This is a genomic window from Pseudomonas sp. PK-RTE-24 (assembly GCF_054052265.1).
In genome coordinates this window covers 4,641,886-4,663,978 of sequence record NZ_CM133224.1, presented here as the reverse complement: position 1 = coordinate 4,663,978, position 22,093 = coordinate 4,641,886, and the positions used below count along the sequence as shown (strand labels likewise).

The 22,093-nt window shown below is 61.4% G+C and carries 19 protein-coding genes; 3 read left to right on the top strand and 16 right to left on the bottom strand.

From position 1 onward, the window contains the following. Positions 1-109 precede the first annotated feature (109 nt). The 14 genes from ACV8MC_RS20855 to rfaH form a co-directional block, all read right to left on the bottom strand. Positions 110-1,585 carry a LamG domain-containing protein; glycoside hydrolase family 16 protein gene (locus ACV8MC_RS20855; RefSeq protein ID WP_457263307.1) on the bottom strand — a complete coding sequence of 492 codons (1,476 nt, stop codon included), beginning with the start codon at positions 1,583-1,585 and terminating at the stop codon, positions 110-112. A gap of 30 nt (positions 1,586-1,615) precedes the next feature. Beyond that, the gene (gene galE / locus ACV8MC_RS20850; protein ID WP_457263305.1) at positions 1,616-2,671 is read right to left on the bottom strand and encodes a UDP-glucose 4-epimerase GalE; all 1,056 of its coding nucleotides are present in this window, start codon (positions 2,669-2,671) and stop codon (positions 1,616-1,618) included. Positions 2,672-2,702: 31 nt separating this feature from the next. Then, positions 2,703-4,121: an oligosaccharide flippase family protein gene (locus ACV8MC_RS20845; RefSeq protein WP_457263303.1), complete on the bottom strand. Its 1,419-nt coding sequence runs from the start codon at positions 4,119-4,121 to the stop codon at positions 2,703-2,705. A 17-nt stretch (positions 4,122-4,138) separates the two neighbouring features. After that, positions 4,139-5,068: a glycosyltransferase family 2 protein gene (locus ACV8MC_RS20840; RefSeq protein WP_252880034.1), complete on the bottom strand. Its 930-nt coding sequence runs from the start codon at positions 5,066-5,068 to the stop codon at positions 4,139-4,141. Continuing rightward, positions 5,062-6,369, bottom strand: a complete 1,308-nt coding sequence (locus ACV8MC_RS20835) for an O-antigen ligase family protein (RefSeq protein ID WP_252883730.1) — start codon at positions 6,367-6,369, stop codon at positions 5,062-5,064. The genes ACV8MC_RS20840 and ACV8MC_RS20835 overlap by 7 nt, the downstream gene beginning before the upstream one ends. A 1-nt stretch (position 6,370) precedes the next feature. Then, complete coding sequence (locus ACV8MC_RS20830) at positions 6,371-7,477, bottom strand: glycosyltransferase (RefSeq protein ID WP_252878094.1); 1,107 nt, start codon at positions 7,475-7,477, stop codon at positions 6,371-6,373. Beyond that, positions 7,474-8,553: a glycosyltransferase gene (locus tag ACV8MC_RS20825; RefSeq protein ID WP_457263301.1), complete on the bottom strand. Its 1,080-nt coding sequence runs from the start codon at positions 8,551-8,553 to the stop codon at positions 7,474-7,476. The genes ACV8MC_RS20830 and ACV8MC_RS20825 overlap by 4 nt, the downstream gene beginning before the upstream one ends. Before the next feature lie 11 nt (positions 8,554-8,564). Next, positions 8,565-9,272, bottom strand: a complete 708-nt coding sequence (locus ACV8MC_RS20820; RefSeq protein WP_457263299.1) for a WecB/TagA/CpsF family glycosyltransferase — start codon at positions 9,270-9,272, stop codon at positions 8,565-8,567. Then, positions 9,269-10,627 carry a UDP-glucose dehydrogenase family protein gene (locus ACV8MC_RS20815; protein ID WP_457263297.1) on the bottom strand — a complete coding sequence of 453 codons (1,359 nt, stop codon included), beginning with the start codon at positions 10,625-10,627 and terminating at the stop codon, positions 9,269-9,271. Before ACV8MC_RS20815 ends, ACV8MC_RS20820 begins: the two co-directional genes overlap by 4 nt. Before the next feature lie 46 nt (positions 10,628-10,673). Further along, on the bottom strand, positions 10,674-12,065 hold the full coding sequence (locus ACV8MC_RS20810) for an undecaprenyl-phosphate glucose phosphotransferase (RefSeq protein ID WP_457263295.1): 1,392 nt from the start codon (positions 12,063-12,065) through the stop codon (positions 10,674-10,676). Positions 12,066-12,131: 66 nt separating this feature from the next. After that, a complete protein-coding gene (locus ACV8MC_RS20805; protein ID WP_457263293.1) occupies positions 12,132-14,441 on the bottom strand; it encodes a GumC family protein in 2,310 nt (769 codons plus the stop codon). 2 nt (positions 14,442-14,443) lie between these two features. Further along, entirely contained in the window at positions 14,444-14,977 is a 534-nt protein-coding gene (locus tag ACV8MC_RS20800; RefSeq protein WP_236168959.1) for a polysaccharide biosynthesis/export family protein, read from the bottom strand. Between the two features lie 12 nt (positions 14,978-14,989). After that, positions 14,990-16,150 carry an outer membrane beta-barrel protein gene (locus ACV8MC_RS20795; RefSeq protein ID WP_252887874.1) on the bottom strand — a complete coding sequence of 387 codons (1,161 nt, stop codon included), beginning with the start codon at positions 16,148-16,150 and terminating at the stop codon, positions 14,990-14,992. A gap of 51 nt (positions 16,151-16,201) precedes the next feature. Then, on the bottom strand, positions 16,202-16,720 hold the full coding sequence (gene rfaH / locus ACV8MC_RS20790) for a transcription/translation regulatory transformer protein RfaH (protein WP_150742041.1): 519 nt from the start codon (positions 16,718-16,720) through the stop codon (positions 16,202-16,204). Between the two features lie 685 nt (positions 16,721-17,405). On the opposite strand from rfaH, the gene ACV8MC_RS20785 reads away from it, so the two are divergent. Beyond that, positions 17,406-18,380: an NAD-dependent epimerase gene (locus ACV8MC_RS20785; protein ID WP_457263290.1), complete on the top strand. Its 975-nt coding sequence runs from the start codon at positions 17,406-17,408 to the stop codon at positions 18,378-18,380. Between the two features lies 1 nt (position 18,381). Here the strand turns inward: ACV8MC_RS20785 and ACV8MC_RS20780 are convergent, their stop codons facing one another. Together ACV8MC_RS20780 and ACV8MC_RS20775 are read right to left on the bottom strand one after the other, a co-directional pair. Further along, a complete protein-coding gene (locus ACV8MC_RS20780) occupies positions 18,382-18,591 on the bottom strand; it encodes a hypothetical protein (RefSeq protein WP_056785649.1) in 210 nt (69 codons plus the stop codon). Positions 18,592-18,685: 94 nt separating this feature from the next. Further along, positions 18,686-19,612, bottom strand: coding sequence for an alpha/beta hydrolase (locus ACV8MC_RS20775; protein ID WP_177434188.1), 927 nt, complete (start codon positions 19,610-19,612; stop codon positions 18,686-18,688). A gap of 118 nt (positions 19,613-19,730) precedes the next feature. Between ACV8MC_RS20775 and ACV8MC_RS20770 the strand changes: the two genes are divergently transcribed. Both ACV8MC_RS20770 and ACV8MC_RS20765 read left to right on the top strand, forming a co-directional pair. Beyond that, the gene (locus ACV8MC_RS20770; protein ID WP_252885941.1) at positions 19,731-20,636 is read left to right on the top strand and encodes a LysR family transcriptional regulator; all 906 of its coding nucleotides are present in this window, start codon (positions 19,731-19,733) and stop codon (positions 20,634-20,636) included. Positions 20,637-20,838: 202 nt separating this feature from the next. Continuing rightward, positions 20,839-22,086, top strand: coding sequence for an ABC transporter substrate-binding protein (locus ACV8MC_RS20765; RefSeq protein WP_016774568.1), 1,248 nt, complete (start codon positions 20,839-20,841; stop codon positions 22,084-22,086). Positions 22,087-22,093 lie beyond the last annotated feature (7 nt).

Below are 22,093 nucleotides of genomic sequence, written 5' to 3'. Positions count from 1 at the left end.
GGGGCAAGATCGTGCCGAACGGCACGCCGAAAGAATTGCGCGTGGGTCAGGGAGTTTTCCGCGCGCGGTGGCGGATGCAAGCGAGGGTACAAAACCGTTGAACACAGCACTACTGCGCTGAGCGCGTCCAGACCCGCACGTAATCGATGCGAAACACCGACGGCAGGTCAGCATCGTCGACCACGCCGAACCAGTCCCACATCGCTTCACTGTCGAAGACGATTTGCATCGGGAAATGCCAGTAGCTGTTCTTCGCCTCCCGGACCAATACGCCGTCGACGTACCAGCGCAAGGTCTCGGGTTGCCAGTCGAAACCGTAGACATGAAAGGTACTGGCCAGCCGCCAAGGGGCATTCCACGTGCTGCCGGAACTCAGGTGTTGATCATTCTGCGGTCTGGCCCAGACATGGGCGTTCATGTTGTACCGGCGGTCGAACGCTTCGTTGCGGGTTTTGCCGCCGATTTCGAAGATGTCGATTTCCGTGGCGTTGTCCGGCAGCCCGGTCCACGCCAGCCAGAACGCACTGGAGCCGGCAGAGTTCATCGGCTTCGCCCGGGCTTCGTAATAGCCGTACATGCCCCGTTCATGGGTACGCACCATCGCCGAGCTGTAGTCCTTGTAGCCCAAGGCGACGTATTTCTCGGGGAGGGTCTGTTTGCGGAAGGTGATGTTCAGATTACCGCTGCCGACCTTGGCGTTCTCCGGCAAAAACAGCGCCGGTTTGCGCCCGAGGGAATCGGTACCGGTGGCGTTGTTGACGTGCCAGCGCTCGACATCGAGGGTGCTGCCGTTGAATTCGTCGGACAGCCGTGTATCGAGTTTCCAGCCGCCGGCATTGGCCTGATCCGACAGCGGCAGATCGGGCGTAACGTGCGTCGGGGTCGCGCCTAACGGGCCGACGCGGGTCCAGGCATCGGCCTGCTGCGGAATGGCGACCGCCCATTTCTGCGCCAGATACTCGAACACATTGCGGCGTTCTTCCTGGCTGTTGAATGGGCGGTCATAAACCAACACCTCGGCGATGTCGCCTCGCAGAATCTCCGAGGTGCCCACCACATTGCGCGCCACCGCGAACGGGCCGATCGGCACGTCACTGGTTTCCAGCAAGGCCAGGGCTGGCTCGTAGGCGGTGGTCTGCTGCACACTGATGCCGAAATTCGGTGCGACGTTATCGTTGTCCGCCAGTTGCGGCCGCGAGCTGAACAGTCGCTGCCAGGCCTTGCCGCCGGCCTGCTCGGGCAGACGCCGCGAGACGATAAAGACTGTCACCGGGCCTTTGCTTATGCGGATCGCCTGGCCCATGAACGCCGCCGTGCCGCTGAAACGCACCACGCCGTGGCCGTTGAGGGCGTTGTCGACGCGCATGGGCAATGTCGTCGCCGCGCGATTGTCGACGACGACGTCATTGCCCTTGCCGGATTTGTCCCGCCAGCGCACGACCTGATTTTGCCCCTCCAGAGTCATCGAGGCGGGATCATTGCCGTCCAGCCACAGCACCAGTCCGTCAGCCACCGGTTGAGGAATATTGGCGCGGGCGCCAGCGCTCAGCAGCAAGACAAACAGCAAGCATCGTGATCTTTTCATGAGTCGTCCCTAACATGGATGTGCGCCGGTTCAGCTGCCCACCGCCAGCAGCGGCGCCGGTTGCGGGCGGTAGCCCCATGGGTTGCTGGTCTGCCAGCGCCAGCTGTCGATGAGCATCTGCGTCAGCTCGCGTTGCGCCCGCCAGCCCAGCTCGCGCCCGGCCTTGCTCGCGTCGGCGCGGCACTCGGCGATATCTCCGGCGCGGCGTGGGGCGAAGCGGTAGGGAATGCGCAGGCCGGTGACGTCTTCGAAGGCGCTGATGATCTGCAATACGCTGTAGCCGGTGCCGCTGCCGAGATTCCACACGTGCAGGCCATGCTCGTCGTCCTGCAAAACCTGTAGCGCCTTGAGATGACCTTCGGCCAGATCCAGCACATGGATGTAATCGCGAATACAGGTGCCGTCGACTGTTGGATAGTCGTTGCCGTAAACGGTCAACGCCGCGCGCTGGCCGCTGGCAACCTCGGTCAGGCACGGCAGCAGATTGTTCGGTCGACCGCTGGGTGCTTCGCCGATCAGCCCGCTCTGGTGCGCGCCGATCGGGTTGAAGTAACGCAGCACAGCGATGTTCCAGCGTGAATCGGCGAGGGCAAGGTCGCTGAGCAATTCTTCGATCATCAACTTCGAGCGCCCGTAGGGATTGGCCGGTTTGCCGGTGCCGTGGTCTTCGATGATGGGCATGCGGGCGGGCTCGCCGTACACCGTCGCCGAGGAACTGAACACCAGATTGAACACGTGGGCGCGGGCCATCGCCTGACACAGGTTCAGCGTGCCGAACACATTGTTGGCGTAGTAATCCATCGGCCGGCGCACGCTCTGCGCAACGGCTTTGAGGCCGGCGAAATGCAGCACGGCGTCGATCGCGTAGGTGCTGAAAATCTCGTCCAGCAGCGCGGCGTCGCGGATATCGCCCTCGATGAAATCGACGTGCGAATGACTCAACAGCTCCAGCCGTGCGACTGCTTCGCGGCTGCTGTTGCACAGATTGTCGAGGATCAGCACCGAGTGTCCGGCTTCGATCAGTTGCAGTGCCGTGTGCGAACCGAGGTAGCCGGCACCGCCCGTGATCAACGTGGTTTTGCGCATGACGACGTACTCCATTGCGAGGAAATCCGGCTCAGCGGGCGGTGAACACCAACTTGAATTCTTGCGGCCAGCGCGGGTGCAGCAGGCTGTAGGCCAAGGCATAGGTCAGCGTGCCGATGGCAATGTCGCCGGCCAGGTGCGCATAACCGGACAGGCCGGTCTGCCGCGACAGCCACATCACCACGACGACCATCACGAGAGAGGCAAGCAGGCTGCGGTAACTGGACTGAAAGAAGCTGCGCCAGTCGTAACCGATCGCGGCGTGCAGGCCGCGTACCTGCAACGGCGTGATCAGCAGCGTGCGCAGCAGCAATGCCAGCGCCGCCGCCATGCCGCCGTAGGTCGCGCCGAGCAGATACACCAGCGCCAGCGCGAGCAGGGTGGTGGCGACTTCCGCCTTGAGGGTCAAGTGCGTGCGATTGACCGCCACCAGCGCGGTGGTCGCGTACAGCGCCAGATTGCCCAGCGCCGCCGTGCAGGCGAGCACTTGCAGCAAAGGAATCGCATCGGCCCATTTCGCGCCGAAGATCAGCAGGATGATGTCCTCGGCGGTCAGGGCGATGCCGAAGAACAGCGGCGTGAGCACGAAGCCGCTGATCGCCGTGGAATCGCCTATAACCCCGATCAGGCGCGCCGGTTCGGCACTGCGCCGGGCGAACACCGGCAGGGCGTAACTCATCAAGCCGTTGTAGATCGCCGAGCGCGGCAGGTCGATGATGCGCATGGCCAGGTTGAACATGCCCACCGCGTGCGCCCCGGCGGTCAGGCCGAGAATCAGATTGACGCCGCGTTGCAGGGTTTGCGAACTCATGACATTGACGCAGACCGGCAGACCGGCGCGCAGCAGTTCGCTCAGCACCTGGCGGTCGATCAGCAAGGGAATGCGCCGACGTTCGCTGCGCATCAGCACCAGCGTGGAAATGCCGTCCATGATCAGCGCCTGCGCGACCACCGCCCACGGGCCGAAACCCAACAGCGCCACGGCCACCCCGCCGACACCGCCAGCCACTTTGCCGAGCAAGGTACGCGAGGCCAGCAGCTTGAAGTTGCCGCTGCGGCGCATTTGCGCCACATACACCCGCGCCATCAGGGTGAAAAGGATTTTCACCGAGGCCACAGCGGTCATCCAGCGCAGCGCGGTGGACGGCGTATAGAGCACCATCGCCAGCGAAATCAACGCGATCGATAGCAGGCTGACCAGCACCGCAAACCAGAACACGCTGCTGATGTGTTTGTCTTCCATCCGCTGCAGGCGCACCAGCGGGTCTTCTAGCATCGACGAGAACAGAATGCCGACCACTTCGACCACGGCGATGATCAGCGTGCCGATGCCCAGCTCCGTCGGCGTCAGCAAATGCGCGTAGACGACAAAGGTAATCATCGACAGGAAAATCAGGCCGAACTTCTCGGTGAAAATCCATGCGAGGGTCATCAGGCGACGGTTGGCCATGGCGCGATCCCTGAAATTCAGCGGCTGTTGCCCAGACTTTTGAAGCAGGCGTAGAGGTAGCGCAGGGTCGGTTTGCCCCGGGAGAACAACAGCGTCTGCCACGAATGCCCGAGCATCTGCCGGAACACCTCGATAACCCGTCGATGATCGCCGCGCCGGGAGAAGGCATTGAGAAATTCCGCGTGGTTGGCGAGAACGAAATAGATCCGCTGTTGCTGGTTCAAACGGGTGCCGTAACGCGCCAGGTACAGCTGGATGAAGCGCAGCTTGTGCGGGTAATACTTGTGCGGTTGCGCGGTGATGTTGGCGGCATTGACGGCGCGCCAGTGGAGGATCTGCGGCACGCTGTGGATCTCGCTGATTTCGGCGATGCGCGTCCACAACAGGCGATCTTCAGCGAAGCGCAGGCTCTGATCGAAGCCGCCAATGGCGACGATGATCTCGCGCAGGGCGAGTACGCCGGAGGTGCCGTTGATGATGTTCTCGCGCATGAAGTCGGCAAAGTGCTCGCCGTGTTTACAGCGATCCTCCAATTGGCGTTTGCCATCACTGAATTCGCTCATCTGAAAGCAATCGATCAAACCGACTTTGCGTCCCTGTCGGGTCAATTCCGCGTGCAGTGCCAGTTGTTTTTGCAGTTTTTCCGGGTGCCAGCGGTCGTCGGCATCAAGGAAAGCGATAAAGGTTTCTTCGGCGCGGAACACGCCGCGATTGCGTGCACTGGCCGGGCCTTGGTTGGGCTGCTGCAACAGGACGATGGGGAAGGGCGCGGCGTACTGCCTGACGATCTCTGGCCCGGCATCGCTGGAACCGTCATCAACGACAATGACTTTGTCCGGCGGGCGGGTCTGTGCGCACACCGAGTCCAGTGTGCGTTGAATGCTGGCGGCGGCGTTGTACAGCGGAACCACCACGCACACGGTGACGGCCGAGGGATCATTCAGCATGGGCGTTGCTCCCGAAAAGTGCCGCGCATTGGCCGAGCATTCGCCGCTGGCAGCGGCTGCGGACGGGCGACGAGGTGGTGGCGGAAGGTCAGGCTGAGCACGCAGAAAATCAGGAACTCCCCCGAGCGGTAGTTGGGGATCACATAGGCGACGTAATTGGTAACGACGAACAGGCCGATGATCACCAGCGCACAGGCCTGATAGCGCGCCGACTGATCCGCCGTGATTGCCCGATAGCGCTTGCTCAGGGTCTGGGCAAACATCAGCAGCAGAGCGACCAACTGAATCAGGCCGCCATTGAGCAGGGTTTCGACGTAGCCGCTGTGCGCATTGCCGATATAGCCCCAGCGCGTGATAAACGCATCGGCATCGGCACTGGCCCAGAACGCGCCGAAGCCATAGCCCTTGAGAAATTGCGCATCGATCAGCGGCTGCAACAGCTCCCAGATCAACGTGCGGTCAGTGAGTGACGGGTCGCGGCCGACCAGTTCCAGCAGCATGGCGTAATTGGCGTAAAGCACCCCACACAAGAGGAAGAACACCAGCGTGGCGGCGGTGAAGGCCAGCAGTGAGCGGTTGATGCGCAGCCGGATCAGCGTGATGAAGTAGGCGTAACTGGCGGTGCCGGCGACGATCAGCGCAATCGCCGTGGCTGACTGCGCCAGACCGATGGCGATCAGCGCGAACAGCCCATACAGCATGGCCAGCGGGTTGCGCTGGCGGATCATCGGCAGCAGCAACAGGATCGCAATCGCGTTCAGGCGTGCGCCAGCGTTCTTTTCCGCGAACACCCCGCGAAAGGCCCCGTCACGGATGCCGCCGGAAATAAAGGCGATGTCCGGGCGAATCACGGCGAAGATCAACCCGACTAGCGCCGCTGCACCGATCACGCAGCCGAACAGAAAAGCGATCCGCTCGATGCTGTAGCGCCAAGCGATAAAACCGGCAAAAAACACCACGCTGAGCAGCGCAACGAAACGCTTGAAACTGAGCATTGGCTCGCTCGACCAACTGATCGACGCGGCCACGCAGCCGAGAAACAACAGCAAAAACAGGTTCTGCCGGTAGAAACTCTTGCTGAGGAACACTTTGTGGCGAATGAAGAAGAACAGCGGCACCAGCAACGTCAGCAAGCCGCAGACCTGATTGGCCAGATTGCCTTCCAGATCCTGCTGGGCATCGTCCAGCGTGCTCACATTCCCCAGGCGCAGAAAGAAGCCGATCACTTGCGTATAGAACAGCACGCCAAACAAGGTGAAGGCGTCGGCCAGTGTCGAATAACGCACTTGCAGGCGGTTCATCTCAGCGCCTCCCGAGTAACGCCTTGAGGTAGGTCTGCACCGCGCGGCCGCTGACGAAGCGCGCGGCGGCATCAATCCGCCGCTGGCGATGCAGGGCTCGCGGCGTGGCCAATTGTTGGCTGATCGCGACGGCGAGCGAGGCGGGGTCGTCGACCTCGACCAAGGGCGCGACGGCGCCATCGGCGAGAATTTCCTGCGGGCCATACGGGCAGCGTGTCGCCACTACCGGCGTGCCGGTCGACAGGGCTTCGACCAGGGCGTTGGGGCTGCCTTCGAAGCGTGACGACAAGACGAAGCAATCGGCCCGAGCGATTTCGGCGATGGGGTCGCTGGCGTAACCCGGCAGATCACAACGCTCCGCGACGCCGAGCGCTGTCGCTCGGGCCAGCAGTTCGCCGCGCAAGGCGCCTTCGCCGAAGATGATCAGCCGCGCATCGCGTTGCGGCAGACGGGAGAAGGCGTCGATCAGAGTGTCGAAGCCCTTTTGCTGCGCCAGTCGACCCACGGCGACGATCACCGGGGTGGTTTTGTCCTTCAACCAGGTATGGCTGGGCGCGGCGGCGGGTTTGTCACGAAAATCGTTGTCGAGCACCGGGTTGTCAGCGGTGGTCACATCGCGAGGGCGGGCGATGGTGGTGTCGACCAGATCCTCGGCGACGCCTTGTGACACGCAGATCACCGGGTTGGGAATCAGCCGGTACAGCCACGGCGCCAGCCAGTAGGCAAGCTTGACCGACAGCGCCGGGTTGACGTGTTTGTCCCGCGAAAAGGCATTGCGCTCGCTGACATGCAGCCGCGCCAGCGTCCCGGACAGCGCGGCGGCGGCAATCGCCACGACGTTGACGTGGGTGAGGGCAGCCAGTTGCGCGTCGTACTGATTGCTGCGTAAAAACCGTGTCAGTGCCGGCACAGCCGCCGCGCTGCGCGGACTGTCGAGCAGCACTTGTCTGACTCGTGGGTCGAGCGCCGGCTGATTGATGCCGGCACCGGTGAGCATCAGCAGCGTGACTTCGTTGCCGGCCTCAACCAAGGCACCGGCGAGGCGCACCATCATTTTCTCCGCGCCGCCGGCGCCGAGGTCCTGGAGAATGATCAGCAGCTTTTTCATCGGTTCCATACCTGGTAATAGGCCTGGGCGGCGTACTGGCTGGTATAGGGCAGGATCGCTTCGCTGACTGAATGTCGGGCTGGAGCTGCCGGTTCGCGGTTGGCCAGACTGTCGAGCATTGCCTCGGTCAGGGCCGGCACATCATTGACACCGACCAAACGCCCGAGGCGTCCATCGTCGAGCAACTCGCGCGGCCCGCTGCCACAATCGGTGGAGATCACCGGAGTGCCCAGCGCCAGCGCCTCGACCAGCACCGTCGGCAAGCCTTCGTGCAAAGAGCTGAGCACCAACAGTTGCGAATGGCGGATCAGCGGATAGGGATTGCGCAGATGCCCGGTGAAATGCACCAGGCGTTCGATGCCCAGCCGTTGTGCCTGCGCTTCAAGCGCTGTGCGCAACGGGCCGTCGCCGGCAATCACCAGATACGGCAGCGGGCGTTGTTGCGCCGCCAGCGCGTAGGCGTCGAGCAGCAGATCGAAGCCCTTGGTGTGCACCAATCGGCCGATGCCCAGCCAGTAATGATGGGGCACACCACCGGGCAACGGCGCTTGTGCCGCACGCATCAGTTGTTCGCTGATCACTGCGTTCGGGCAATAACGAATACGCGGTCGCCCCCACGGCATCAACCCGGCAAGCGACTGGCGCAGACCGTGGGACACCGCGACCACCTTGCCGCTGCCGCATAGATACAGCGCGTACAACAGACGCAGGCTGGCGCGCCCGGTGTTCTGTTCGGCGCAATCCAGCGCGGCATGGCGGGTGTAAATGACTTTGCAGGGACTGCCCAGGGTGGCGAACCAGGTGCAGAGGTTGGCCTGCTCCTTGGCGCCAATCAGATGCGTCACGCCCTCACGGCGGATCAGCCGGCGCAGCAGCACGATCGACTTCAGCCAGCCCGCGAGCCCACTGCCGCCACCGGCCATGCTCGGCGCGCCGTCGACGTTGGGCGAGTCGCCGTTCATGACGAAAAAACTCACCCGCCGGCCGTCCGCCAGAAACTGCTCGGCGAGGCGTTGCTGCACGCACTCGACGCCGCCGCCAGTCTGGTAATCCTTGAGCGTGAACAGAATATGCATCGGCACAATCCTCATGGGGCAGTGACATTGATTGCCACTTGCTGGCGCAGAATCAGTTCGGTCAGGCGCAGGGCATTGCTCGGGTAGTCGAGCAGGTAGCGCTTGATCGTGTGCGGCTCGCGGTACATGCGGTAGAAGGCGCGCAGGTGCAGGCGGTTGATGGCGTCGGGGTAGTAACGCTCGCCGGCATCGGCTTCCTGACGAATGAAACCGCCGCAGGTGAACGCCACGCCGCTGAAGCCACCACGCAGCGCATCGAGGACAAAGCGCTCCTGCAGACCGGCACCGAGGCCGACCAGCAACAGGTTGGTCCGCTGCCGACGGATATCAGCCTGAAGCGCGGCGCCTTGCTCGGCATCGAAGTACCCGTTGTGCGCGCCGACCAGTTGCAGGCGCGTGTACTGCATGCCGAGCTTTTCCACGAAACGATCAAGCTCCGCCTGCCGCGCACCGACCACATAGACGCGTTTGCCGCGCTGCTCGGATTCACGCAACACCGGATCGGCAATCGAGGTGAAATCGAAACTGACCCGCTGCACCGCGCGCCCGGTGATGCGCGACATGAACCCGGACATCAGCATGCCGTCGCAAAAATACGCCAGCGACGACGGCGGCTGGCGGATGAAACTGCCGATCGAGGCGAAGTTGAGAAAGGAGAAGGCCCGGTTGGATTCCAGCAGCGCTGGCGAATAACGATCCAGCAGTTCCAGGCGGATCATGACGCGAGATCCTGTGCTTCAGCGGCGCAGGTTGGCCGGCCGACGCTGATGTAGGTGAAACCGCGTGCGCTGAGGCGTTGCGGATCGAACAGGTTGCGCCCGTCGAAAATCAGCGGATTTTTCAACTGGCGGGCGAGCAGTTCGAAGTCCGGCGCGCGAAACGCTTGCCACTCGGTGACGATCACCAGCGCGTCGGCATTTTTCAGCGCCGCCTCTTTGGTGCCGGCCAGGGTCAGGTCATCGCGCGGGCCGTAAAGCTGCTGCGCCTGTTCCATGGCTTTCGGGTCGAACGCCTGCACGCTGGCGCCGGCACGCCACAACGCTTCCATCAACACGCGGCTGGGGGCCTCGCGCATGTCGTCGGTGTTGGGCTTGAAGCTCAGGCCCCACAGCGCGAAGGTCTTGCCTTCCAGCGCACCGTTGAAGTGCTCGGCGATCTTGTGGAACAGCGTGCTTTTCTGCTCGTTGTTGCGCGACTCCACCGCCCGCAGCAGACGTGCATCGACATCGACGCCGTGGGCAGCATGGATCAGTGCACGCACATCCTTGGGAAAACACGAACCGCCGTAACCGATACCGGGGTAGATGAACTGGTAGCCAATGCGCGGATCCGAGCCGATGCCATGGCGAACCATTTCTATGTCGGCGCCAAGCTTTTCGGCAAGCCCGGCCATCTCGTTCATGAAGCTGATCTTGGTTGCCAGCATGCAGTTGGCGGCGTACTTGGTCAGTTCGGCGCTGCGCACATCCATGACGATGATTTTTTCGCGGTTGCGATTGAACGGCTCGTAGAGCTCGCGCATCAGCGCTTCGGCGCGGGGGCTGTCGGTGCCGATGATGATCCGGTCGGGGCGCATGCAATCGTCGACCGCGCAGCCTTCCTTGAGAAATTCCGGATTGGCGACCACGTCGAAGGTCAGCGCAGCGCGGCCGCTCTCGGCGAGGATGGCGCTGATGCATTCGCGTACCCGGTCCGCCGTGCCCACCGGCACCGTGGATTTGTCGACGATGATCTGCTCGCCGCGCAGGTGTTCGCCGATGGTACGGGCGACGCTGAGGACATGTTTCAGATCCGCCGAGCCGTCCTCGTCCGGCGGCGTGCCGACCGCGATCAGCAACACATCGCCGTGCTTTACCGCAGCGGCCAGATCGCTGCCGAATTGGAGGCGACCGCTGTGATGATTGTCCCGCACCAGGCTTTTCAGGCCCGGCTCGTAGATGGGCAGGCTGCCGTCGTTCAAGGCCTGCACCTTGGCCGCGTCGACATCCACACACAGCACGTTGTGGCCGACCTCGGCCAGCGCGGCGCCCTGGACCAGTCCGACATAACCGATACCGAATACACTCACATTCATGGGAAAACCTCATGCGTGGCGGGGTGGGCCAGAGCGCTGGCCGCTGTCAGTAGATGTTTTTCGAGAACAGGGTGAAGGGCGTTTTCAGCAGGATCTTGATGTCCAGCCACAGCGACCATTGATTGATGTAATTGAGGTCCTGGGCGACCCGGCGCTGCATCTTTTCCACGGTCTCGGTTTCGCCGCGGTGCCCGGTGATCTGCGCCAGTCCGGTGATCCCAGGCTTGAGCCGATGCCGTGCCATGTAGGCGCGCACCTTGCCGGTGTAATAGATGTTGTGGGTGACCGCGTGCGGACGCGGCCCGACCAGCGCCATGTGGCCGAACAGCACGTTGAACAGTTGCGGCAGCTCATCGATGGAGCTGCGCCGCAGAAAGCGTCCCAGCGGTGTGACGCGGTCGTCGTCGCGGGTGGCCTGACGCACTTGCTGATCATCGTGCACGCGCATCGAGCGAAACTTCCACACGCGAATCACTTCGCCGTCGCAGCCATGGCGGTTCTGCTTGAACAGCACCGGCCCCGGCGACGTCAGCTTGACTGCGATGGCGACGCCGAGCAGCAGCGGACTGAGCAGAATCAGCGCTACCGCTGCGACGCTGCGTTCGAACAGGTCCTTGCAGAACAGGCTGCCGGGGTGCGAGGTAAGCAGGCTTTCGTTGAGATAGATCGCCGGCATCCGCTCGATCTCGGAGATCGAATGATTGAGCAAGACCATGCTGCCCAGATCCGGAATCCACACCACGTCGACGTTCATGTCGAGGAGGTTGATGTACAGCGCTTCGATGGTCGCCGCCTCGGCCATCGGCAGCACGATGTACACGCGCCGCGCCTGCAAACGGGTGATGATTTCGCGGATGTCCTCGACCTCACCGAGCAGCGGCAGGATGCTCGGCGCCGGGCCGCTGTCGGCTTTCGCAGCGACAAACCCGAGCAGTAACGCGCGATCCGGGTCGAGGAGTTTGCGCGCCAGGTCATGGGCGGTCGGGCTGGTGCCGATGATCACCGCGCGGCGCTCGTTGCAAATCATTTTGGTGTACATGCGCACGAACAGATGCAGCGGCAGAAACGTCGCCGCCTGGGCGAGAAAACCGACCACCGCCCAGACAATCACCACCTGCCGGGAGAACAACGCGCTGGTCTGGGTGACGAAGGCGATGCTCATCAGCAGTCCGAGCAGAATCAGCCAGCCGGCCAGCAAACGTCCGAGCCCGACCAGCAGACCATGGCGCTTGTGGTAGACCTGCACCAGGCCGTAGACCGGCATCGAGCCAAGCACCGTGAGGATGATCAGTAGCCGGTATTCACTGGGCAAGGCGCCGATGCGCCAGTGCACCAGAACAATCAGCAACAGATTGACCAGGGTCATTGCGCACAACCATTGCCCCCAGAAGGTGAGGCCGCGACGGTGTGCCATTTGCGCGGAATATTGCGAGGTCATCGGCGCGATCTCCGATTCGTCGTACAGGGAAGGACAGGCTGCGGCCGGGCGGCACGGCCCGAAGGATCAGCGCGGGGCGAAGTCGTAGTCGTAGAAGGAACGGGAATGGCCATGGCCGTACTTGCGCGCCTTGCGCAGATCGACCTGATTGAGCACCACGCCGAACACCGGCGCCTGGCTCTGCTGCAATACGGCGATGCTTTTGCGCACCTGGCCGACCGGCGTGCTCTGCGCCTTGACCACGTAGATCACCGCATCGGAATGCTGGGCCAGCAACAGCGCGTCACTCACGATTTCCGCTGGCGGCGAATCGATGATGATGTGCCGGTAGCGCGACTTGAGAATCTGTAACAGCCGACCAAGGCGCGGTGAACTGAGCAAGTCCTGCGCGGGGGCCACGGCGTTGCTCGAACTGCTCGAGGCTTTCAAGCGTGGTGCCTCGAACGGGTCCAGCGCTGCGGGCGTCAGGCAGCCGGCCGGGAGCATGTCCAGATTACCGACACTGCGAATGCAGTCTTCCAGCCGCGCGCTGCCGGCCATGAGGTTGGCGAGGCCGGGGCTCTGCGGCGGGAAATCGAAGTTCAGCGACAGCGTCGGCTGACGCATGTCGGCATCGATCAGCAGCACCCGTTCCAGTGGCGCCAGTGACGAGGCAAGGTTGTTGGCGATGGTACTTTTGCCTTCGCCCGACACCGAGGAAGTGACGAGCACCACCTGCGCCGGGCGTTCGTTGTTCTGCAGCATCAGCCAGGTGCGCAGGTTGCGGATGGTTTCGCAGAAGCGCGGGTGGTCGTTGTCTTCGAACAACCGCGCCAACTGTCGCCGGCTCTTCTTCATCACCAGCGGCACGACGCTGAGCAACGGCACATTGAGCAGACTCTCGACGGTGTCGTCGGTCTTGAAGGTGTTGCTGAGCGTATCGAAGAGGAAGGCGAGGGCAACGCCGACGATCGCTGCGACCAGCGCGACAATCGCGAGAATCAGATTCTTGCGCGGTTTGCTCGCTTCCAGAGGTGCGATCGCCGGGTCGACGATGCGCGCCTTGGCCGAATCCATGTCCGAAGTGGCGGCGGTTTCCTTGAGGCGGGTGACGAAGGTTTCATACAGCGCGCGGGTGCTGTCGACTTCACGCTGGAATTCGCGCAGCTGGAATTCCTTGCGCGAAATGTCCTGAATCTGCGCTTTGTTGCTGTTGAAGGATTTGCGCAGGGCGTCTTCGCTGGCCACCGCCAATTGGTATTGACGCTCGATGCCGGCGACCACTTGCTGCACTTGCAGGCGCAGACTGTTGGCGGCGGTGCGCTGTTCGGAACGGGCGGATATCAGCGCCGGGTGTTTCGGCCCGTAGCGGCCCGACAACTCTTCGACTTTGGCCTGAGCCTTGGCCAGGTCGGCCTGGAACTGCTGAATCAGCGGATTGCTCAGCACTGCCGGCACGCTGGACAAACGGCTGATGTCGCCGTTGCTCAAGGCTTGCGCCTGACGGAACTGGCTCTCCGCTTCAGCACGGTCGCGGCGCGCATCGATCATGCGGTTGCCGGTCATTTGCAGCTCGTTGGCACTGATGGTGGCGACGCCGTCGACATCGACCAGACCCTGTTCCTCGCGATAGGCCTGCAACTTGTTTTCGGCCACGCGCAGGTTGTCGCGCAACTCGACCAGGCGGGTGTTCATCCAGCTGGTGTTGTTTTGCGAAGACTTGAGGCTGGTGTCCTGCTGGCTGTCGATAAAGCCTTGGGCGAGGGCGTTGGCCACCGCCGCAGCGAGTGCCGGGTCGGGCAGTTCGACGTCGATCTCCAGCAATTGACTCTTGCCGACAAACTTGACGCTGGTGTGCAGCATCAGGTTTTGCGTGACGTCGTTGAACACCTGTTCTTCAGTCGCTGGCGGCTTCGGCGGCGGCAACAGGTCCAGCCATGGCAGCCATTGGTCGCGATTGAGCTCCGCCAGCCATTGGCGCGGGGTGAACCAACTCTGCGCCTGCTGGCGTGGATCGGTGACCGGGTGGGTGGTGAGGCCCAGTTTGCGTACGGCGCGCTCGGCCAGCTCCCGCGATTGCAGCAGCGCTTGCTGGGTCTGCAAGTAATCGGTGGTGGTCGCGCCACCGGCTTCGGCGGCTTGCTGAAAACTCATCACGGGCGGCGTCTTGTCCTTGATCAGCAACGTCGCACTGCCGACATATTGCGGCGTGATGAACGACAGCGCCACCACGGCCAGCGCGCAACTGAGCAGCACAAGCCAGGCGATGTTCCACTTCGCCGACCAGATCACCCGCCACAGATGCAGCAGATCAAGGGTGTCCGACTCGTCGGCGGCTTGCGTTGGCAAGTGGCCCTGGAGCGGACGTTCGAGGTAGGTGCTTGGGCTGTTGTCCATGATCAGAAAAAGCCTTGTGCAATGGAAATGGTGTCGCCGGGGGCGATGACAGTGGTGCGCGAGACGTTTTCAGTGACCGGCGGGCCGCCACTGCCGCGCAGGATCGTCACGCGTTTCATCGAGGCGCGTTCGGTCAGGCCGCCACCCAGGGCGATGGCTTTCTCCAGGGTCAGGCCGGGCTGAAACGGATAGCTGCCGGGCTTTTGCACCTCGCCGTTGATGTAGAACGGGCGGTACTCGATCTGGCTGAGGCTGACTTTCGGATCGACCAGATAGCCTTGCTTGAGGCCATCGACAATTTTCTGTTCGACCTGATTGGGCGTCAGGCCCTTGGCGACGATTTCGCCGAGAAACGGGTAGGAGAACGTGCCGGCATCATTGAGGCGAATCTTCTTGAAGCTCAGTTCCGGCTCGCCGAACACGATGATGCGCAAGACATCGCCAGCGGCCAGGCGGTAATGGGTGTCGGTGTCCGCCGCCTCGACCGTGGGCACTGTCCAGAGCAGCAACAACAGTAAAATCAGGCGCGTGTGCATGGCCCAACCCTCCTAAAGACTGACGTCGAACGTGATCTGGAAAACATTGCGGGTGAAGCTTTCGTTGTCGGCATCGGAGTCGTTGTCGCGGTGGCGATAGGCGACTTCGACGTCCAGCCAGCGGCGCATTGCGTAATTCACGCCGAGTTTGTAGTCCTGCAAATCGTCGCTGCGGTCCTGGCCTTCGTAGACGTAATGACCCATGCCGGCTTCAGCAATCGTGGTGATGCGTTCGGTCCAGCCGTGACGCCAACCGATCTGGGTGAAGGTGGCTTTCACCGCGTCGGAGCCGTCATCGCCTTCGGCCATGGCTTGGCGCGCGAGGAAGGTGAAGGTCGAGTAGGTGCGCGGTTTCCACGCCAGATCCACTTGCCAGGTCGGATTGCTCAGGTCGTCGGCGCCGCTCTGGTCGAAGTTCTTGCGCTCGTAGCCGACGCGCAATTTGCCGGTGGTTTTCGCCGTCATGTCCCACTCGGCTCCGGCCAGTACCGCGTCGGAGCGACTGCTGCGCGGGCTGTTCGATTGCAGGTAATCGAAGCGGGTGTGGTCGTATTCGAGCAGGCCACGGGTCTTGCTGCCGAGGCGGTGATACCAAGTGCTGGACAGATTGCTGGTGTTGCGCTCCTTGTCATCGTTGATGCCGTCGGAGTTGTCATAGCGCAGTTGTGCGTAACTGGCGCCGAGGTCGATCTGGTTCAGCGCACTGCGCGCGCCGAAGGTGTAGACGCCGCCGACGCGCTGGCTCTCGATCTTGTCGTTGATGCCGTCGACGGCGGTCGAGGTGGTGCGCTCGTACTTGCGTGCCTCGGCTTCGAGTTTCAGCCGATGCCGGTCGGTGAACTCCATGATGCTGTCGGCGCGCAGACGCTGGGCGGTGTTCGAAGCGTCCGAGGCGCTGTGATAGATGTAGCGGGTCGGCTCCCAGATCACCCGCGTGGCGCTGTTGCGGTCCTCGGCTTTGAGCTCGAAGGCCGGCGCCAGGCGGGTGACCATGGTCGATTCGACATCGTGTTCGACTTCACGAAAGTTGTCGTCGTAGCTTTCCGACAAGGCAAAGGTCGGGGTGAAATCGAAGCCGTACACATTGATCGCTTGCGGCTCAACGCTCCAGGCAGCTTCGGGGGCACAGCAGGCGACGACTAAAACCAGGGAACAGCGAGGCTTCAGAGCCATGGATCACGCTCCTGATTAAGGGGGTCGGGGTCAGGGCGAAGCGGATCCGGACTATTGTCGCTGGCGTTCGAGGTAACTCAGTGGGACGCTGACGTGCTGTTGGCGGTTGAGGAAATTGAGCAGGATCATTACCCGCTCATCGCCCTGCATGGACAGGAACACGCCTTCGAGCGGGGACAGTGGACCCTGGACGATTTGCAGAGGTTCGCCGGGCTTGAGTGTCGGTTCCGCAGGAAAGCCGATCGACTCCTGACTGCGCTCACGCAATTGCGCGATCACGTCTTCATCGACCCGGGCGGGCACATGGTTGAATTCGACGATGCGGCTGACACCACGGGTCGAGCGAATCGGTGCCCAGTTATCGTCGCGGCTCAGTTCAATGAATACGTAGCCGGGGAACAGCGATTCCAGTGTTCGTTGGCGTTTGCCACGAATACTTCGCTCGCTCATCAGCTGCGGCCGAAAGGTCGAATAGTTCTGTTGCTGCAGATTGAGTTGTGCCCGTTCATCCTGGCGGGGCTTGCACTGCAATAAATACCAGTTAGAGCCGTTGCGGCAAACCGTTAGCATGCTGGAGTACTCCATACATAGCGATCGTGTAAGCAGGGCGGCCGATAACGTGGGACTAGCCGCCAAGCTTGCTAGTAGGTAGTAGGCTGATCAAGGCAAAGTGCCGAGCCAGATGCATCAATGTTTATTGGCAGAAGAAGTGTTTCAAAAATGAATCAACTTGGTTGGTTATTGTTATATCCGTGGCCGTCTTGGCTATAACGAATCGGCGCGCTTTCATTCAGGCAAAGCTACCGCACGGTTCGCAGTTGCGACCTTTAGGATCCAATTACATAAGTAGCCGGAGAGCAGAAAAGTGCGCGGCGGCGCGAGCTCTTCGGGCAGTGCTAAGTTATCGACCAGTCTTTGCAAGCTGTCAATTAATAACAGTCAAAAAGACTGCCTTTCATCCGCTGATAATGGCCGTGTTCCGTAAGTCATTGTTTATGAAAGGTGAAATTTATTCGTCGGATTTTTTAAACTTTTCGAAGTTATTGAAGTCGCGGGTCTTAGATGGCGTCCGTGATAGCAAATTAGTTTCAATCTTACATCTTTCGATTCATCGGCAGTTCGGCTTTTAAATACCTCGCGTCGGATGCTGCTGGCCAGGGTAACTAGCGTCGTCTATCAATAGTTGCCGTTGTTGGCCGGTAAATGTTCGGTGCTGTGTATCTCCTTAAAGTCCAACCGGTGAGCCGAGGTAATCATGAGTGTTCTGGTAACAGGTGCCGCAGGTTTTATCGGTTATCACACGGTCATGCGTTTGTGTCGCGAGGGGCTCGAGGTTGTGGGTATCGACAATCTCAATCCTTATTACGACGTCAAACTCAAACAGGCGCGTTTGCACAGATTGCAGACGCTGGCCAATTTCACTTTCCATCGGCTGGACATTGTTGATCAGGCGGCGTTGAACGCGCTGTTACAGCACGGCCACTTCAAACAGGTCATTCACTTGGCCGCCCAGGCCGGGGTGCGCTACTCGCTGGACAATCCCGATGCCTATGCGCAATCGAATCTGGTCGGGTTTCTCAACGTTCTGCAGGCATGCCGTCGTCATCCGCCGGAGCACTTTATCTACGCATCGAGCAGCTCGGTGTATGGCGCCAATACCAAGATGCCGTTTGCAGAAGACGACCCGGTCGACCAACCGGTTTCGTTGTACGCCGCGACCAAGCGTGCCAACGAATTGCTCGCGCACAGTTACTGCCATCTCTACGGCTTGCAAGCCACCGGCCTGCGTTTTTTTACCGTCTACGGTCCCTGGGGTCGACCGGACATGGCGCTGTTCAAGTTCACCGAAGCGATGCTGCAGGGGCGCGCCATCGACCTTTACAACCAAGGCGAAATGGCGCGGGATTTCACCTACATCGATGACATCGTCGAAGGGATTTTCCGACTGCTCGACAAACCGCCCGCACTCAGCGCCGAGCGTGGTACTAACCGGCTGTTCAATATCGGTCGCGGCAGTCCAGTAGCGCTATTGAGCTTCGTCGAATGCCTGGAGCAGGCATTGGGCATGAAGGCCCAGCGCCGTTATCTGCCAATGCAGGAGGGCGATGTATTGAAGACCTGGGCCGACGTGTCGGCGCTGGCGCGCTGCATCGACTTCAGTCCGCACGTGCCTATCGAGCAGGGCGTGCAAGCGTTCGTGCAGTGGTATTGCGAGTTCTATCAGGTCTGATTCAGTGCAGCGTAACGGCCCTGCGACTTTCCCCGATGCGGATCCGGTCGAGGGCGCGATTCAGCGCATCCAGTGCATCGAGCAGCGCCTTGGCCTCGGCCTCACGACCGTCACCCCATAGGCGTTCGGCCATTTTGTTCAAGGCCAGAATGGCGCGTTCGATGTCGGCTGCGCTGGCGGTGCTGTCAGGGGCTGGTGGTTTTTTCGGCATTCAGGGTTCCTCGGCGGTCGGCAAATCACCATACCGCCAAGGCGCCGAGCAATACAGCGACAAGTGTCCCCGATCAGCAGCGGACGCAGTTTGGTCAGCGATTAGCCTCAGTCAATCCCGCCTCGATAAACCGCACCGAACTCTCCAGCGCCTGCTGCCCCTCGGCCAATATGCCCGCGTAGAAATGCCAGGCGTGAAACATGCCGGGCCACACTTCAAGATTGACCCGGACGCGGTTGTCCGCCAGGTGATTGGCCAGACGCATCGCGTCACTGAGCATCAGTTCGTTTTCGCCGATCTGCACCAGAATCGGTGGCAGTCCGGTGACGTCGGCGAACACCGGCGAGGCTAGCGGATGGTTGGCCAAGGTGTCGCCGAGAAAGGCTCGCGCGAGGATGTCCAGCACTGGCTTGGAGTTTAGCGGGTCAAGGCCTTCACGATTGCTCATGGAAGCGCCGGTGTGTTCGAGGTTGGCCCATGGCGAAATTGACGAGCCCACCGCAGGCAATGGCAAACCTTTGGATTTTGCCGCGACCATCACGCTGACCACCATCGCGCCACCCGCCGACTCGCCAGCGAAGGCAATCTTGCTGGCGGCGATGTTCTGCTCAAGCAACCACTCATAGGCGCGCAAAGTGTCATCGATGGGGGCGGGGAACTGATGCTCGGGTGCAAGGCGGTAATCCGGCATATACACCCGCGCGCCGAGCATTTTTGCGTAGTTGCCGCCGATGCCGTGGTAGCCGTCAGGTCGACCGACGATGTAGGCGCCACCGTGGATGTACATCAGCACCGCGTCGGTCTTGAGCTCATCCGGAGTCACCAGCGTAGCGGGCACGCCGCCCATATCGACTGTTTCAAACCTCACGCCAGCCGGCGGCTGATTCTGCCCGAGCATCTTTGCGTAGGCATCGCGGATGTCGCTCATCTTTGTGGTGGTATCGGTGCCCTTGAGCACGGGTACCAGATCGCTGAGGCTGTTGGCCCAGGTTTGCACGGCTGCTTTTACTTCAGTGTTCATATGACCTCAATCAGGCGTTGGTGATGGATTAACTAATCGAGATGTTATCCTCATGATTGGGGAATAGGGTTCCCCATAACCGGTGCCAAGCCGCCTGAATGCCAAATCCGGAGGCCACATGGAACTGCATAACCTGAACGACATCGCCGCCTTCGTCGCCTCGGTGGATGCCGGAAGTTTTACGGCGGCGGCCAGGCAACTCGGGCTGACTCGCTCGGCCGTCGGTAAATCGATCGTGCGGCTCGAATCGCGTCTGCAGGTCCGTCTGCTCAACCGCACCACCCGCAGCCTGAGCCTGACCGACGATGGTCGGGTGCTGTATGAGCGATGCGTGGGCATCCTGCAGGATCTGGACGAGGTCGAAGAAGCTTTGGCGTTCCGCCGTTCGACGCCCAGCGGCCGCTTGCGCATGAGCCTGCCGGTAGCACTGGGCCGGCTGCACGTTGTGCAGCACATCGAGCGCTGCCTGAGAGACTGGCCGTCGCTCGCCATCGACGCGACGTTTTCCGATCGGCTGGTCGACCTGATCGACGAGGGTTTCGATCTGGCGATTCGCATCGGTCCGCCCAAGGAAGACTCCGGGCTACTCACGCGCACGGTGGCTTACCAGCAAATGATCACCTGTGCCTCGCCCAATTACCTGAATGAACATCCGGCACCGCAGACACCTGAAGATCTCGCCGGGCATGCGTGCCTGCACTTCGTCAGCGGTGGCCGATTGCTGCCGTGGAATTTTCGCGTCAATGGTCAGCCTGTGTCGGTCATTCATGCCGGGCGGCTGCAGATGGACAGCGCTGAAGCCTTGCATCAGGCGACTGCCGCCGGCCTCGGTATCGCGACGTTGCCATCCTATGTAGTCAACGATGACTTGCGCAGTGGCAAGCTCGTGCAGTTGCTCGCAGATTACGCCGAGGCTGCCGAGCCGATCCGGGTGATTTATCCGAGCAAGCGACACCTGTCGCCGAAGATTCGGCTGTTCATCGACAGGCTGGTGGAAGCGTGGTCGCCGGCGCCTTGGGACTGATCAGCCCGCCATAGGAGCTGTGCCGCAAATTCACAGCAGGTGTGCTTTTTCAGCTATATCCAGCCAATCTTGGCGAGCCGTACTCTTGCAAACAGTGGCGCAGAAACTTGCGTGTCATCGCCACTGTAATCCGATGATGTCTGTGCTCGGCACGGATCATTTGAAGGAACAATAAAAACAATATCTGCGGGAGATGAATCCAATGAGACTCGCTCAAGAGGAAGCCGTGGCCGTGGCGGCTACCGCGAAAAGCTGGCTGAAAGCTGCCGGCATCCTGCTTTGCCTGTCCACTCCGGTTGCCGCGCTCGCGGACATCAGGATCGGTGCGCTTTATCCCCTGAGTGGATCCCTGGCGTTGCTGGGCGACGAGAGCTTCCGTGGCCTCGAACTGGCCGTCGCCGAACGAAATGCCTCGGGCGGTTTGAAGGGCGAGCCGATCAAGTTGCTCAAGGCCGACGCAGTCGATGCGGGACAAGCGGTCGGTGCCGCGCGCCGGCTCACCTCTGTTGAAAACGTCACTGCTGTATTTGGCAGCTATTCCTCGGCGCTGTCATTTGCGGCCACGCAGGTGACGGAGATGGCGGGGGTGCCCTTTTTCGAATTGGGTGCGGTGTCCGACCACATCACTGAGCGTGATCTGAGCTACGTGATGCGCAGCAACCCGACCGCCAGGAATTTCGCCGAGGGCACCATCACCGCCATCACGGACATTGTCAGCCCATCGCTCAAGGTCGATCCGAAACAATTGAAGGTCGCGATCATCCACGAGGATGCGCTGTACGGTACGACCATCGCCGGGTTTCAGAAAAAAATCGCTCAGGAGCAAGGTCTGAATGTGGTCGAGGTACTACCGTATTCGGCCAAAGCGGTCGATCTCTCATCGCTGATCCTGCGTTTGAAAGGCGCCCAGGCGGATGTGGTATTGCAGACCAGTTATCAGAACGACACGACGCTGTTTTTCCGCCAGATCCGCGAAGCCGGTTTCAGGCCCAAAGCCGTTATCGGCGCCGGCGGCGGCTATTCCATGCAGGACACGGTCAAGGTCGTCGGCGCAGCCAATATGGAAGGCGTGCTCGATGTCGATTTCCCACAGTTCCAGACCAATGAAAACGGCGCTCCCGGTATCGGGGCGTTCGCCAAGGCATACAAGGATCGCTACGGCAGCGAACCGCGCTCGGGCCACAGCCTGATCAACTATGTCGGGGCGAAGATATTCCTCGATGCCATGGAAAACAGTACTTCGCTGGACGCCGATGCGATCCGTGCCTCGGTGGCAACCATCGATATTCCTCTCGGCGGCACGGCTGCCGGCATCGGTGCCAGGTTTGGCAAGAACGGCCAGAACCAGCGCGCCAATACGGCAATCATGCAGTGGCAGAACGGACTGCTGAAAACCGTTTACCCCCAGGCAGCCGCCGTTGCCCAAGCGCGTTTTTCCGACCAACCCTGATACCTGA

Bases quoted from the DNA above. Each gene is read 5' to 3' on its own strand.
- ACV8MC_RS20775 (WP_177434188.1), bottom strand. From the start codon at position 19,612: ATGAACACTGAAGTAAAAGCAGCCGTGCAAACCTGGGCCAACAGCCTC.
- ACV8MC_RS20840 (WP_252880034.1), bottom strand. From the start codon at position 5,068: ATGCTGAATGATCCCTCGGCCGTCACCGTGTGCGTGGTGGTTCCGCTG.
- ACV8MC_RS20855 (WP_457263307.1), bottom strand. From the start codon at position 1,585: ATGAAAAGATCACGATGCTTGCTGTTTGTCTTGCTGCTGAGCGCTGGC.
- ACV8MC_RS20835 (WP_252883730.1), bottom strand. From the start codon at position 6,369: ATGAACCGCCTGCAAGTGCGTTATTCGACACTGGCCGACGCCTTCACC.
- ACV8MC_RS20820 (WP_457263299.1), bottom strand. From the start codon at position 9,272: ATGATCCGCCTGGAACTGCTGGATCGTTATTCGCCAGCGCTGCTGGAA.
- rfaH (WP_150742041.1), bottom strand. From the start codon at position 16,720: ATGCTAACGGTTTGCCGCAACGGCTCTAACTGGTATTTATTGCAGTGC.
- ACV8MC_RS20845 (WP_457263303.1), bottom strand. From the start codon at position 4,121: ATGGCCAACCGTCGCCTGATGACCCTCGCATGGATTTTCACCGAGAAG.
- ACV8MC_RS20780 (WP_056785649.1), bottom strand. From the start codon at position 18,591: ATGCCGAAAAAACCACCAGCCCCTGACAGCACCGCCAGCGCAGCCGAC.
- ACV8MC_RS20770 (WP_252885941.1), top strand. From the start codon at position 19,731: ATGGAACTGCATAACCTGAACGACATCGCCGCCTTCGTCGCCTCGGTG.
- ACV8MC_RS20785 (WP_457263290.1), top strand. From the start codon at position 17,406: ATGAGTGTTCTGGTAACAGGTGCCGCAGGTTTTATCGGTTATCACACG.
- ACV8MC_RS20825 (WP_457263301.1), bottom strand. From the start codon at position 8,553: ATGCATATTCTGTTCACGCTCAAGGATTACCAGACTGGCGGCGGCGTC.
- ACV8MC_RS20800 (WP_236168959.1), bottom strand. From the start codon at position 14,977: ATGCACACGCGCCTGATTTTACTGTTGTTGCTGCTCTGGACAGTGCCC.
- ACV8MC_RS20805 (WP_457263293.1), bottom strand. From the start codon at position 14,441: ATGGACAACAGCCCAAGCACCTACCTCGAACGTCCGCTCCAGGGCCAC.
- ACV8MC_RS20810 (WP_457263295.1), bottom strand. From the start codon at position 12,065: ATGACCTCGCAATATTCCGCGCAAATGGCACACCGTCGCGGCCTCACC.
- ACV8MC_RS20830 (WP_252878094.1), bottom strand. From the start codon at position 7,477: ATGAAAAAGCTGCTGATCATTCTCCAGGACCTCGGCGCCGGCGGCGCG.
- ACV8MC_RS20765 (WP_016774568.1), top strand. From the start codon at position 20,839: ATGAGACTCGCTCAAGAGGAAGCCGTGGCCGTGGCGGCTACCGCGAAA.
- galE (WP_457263305.1), bottom strand. From the start codon at position 2,671: ATGCGCAAAACCACGTTGATCACGGGCGGTGCCGGCTACCTCGGTTCG.
- ACV8MC_RS20815 (WP_457263297.1), bottom strand. From the start codon at position 10,627: ATGAATGTGAGTGTATTCGGTATCGGTTATGTCGGACTGGTCCAGGGC.
- ACV8MC_RS20795 (WP_252887874.1), bottom strand. From the start codon at position 16,150: ATGGCTCTGAAGCCTCGCTGTTCCCTGGTTTTAGTCGTCGCCTGCTGT.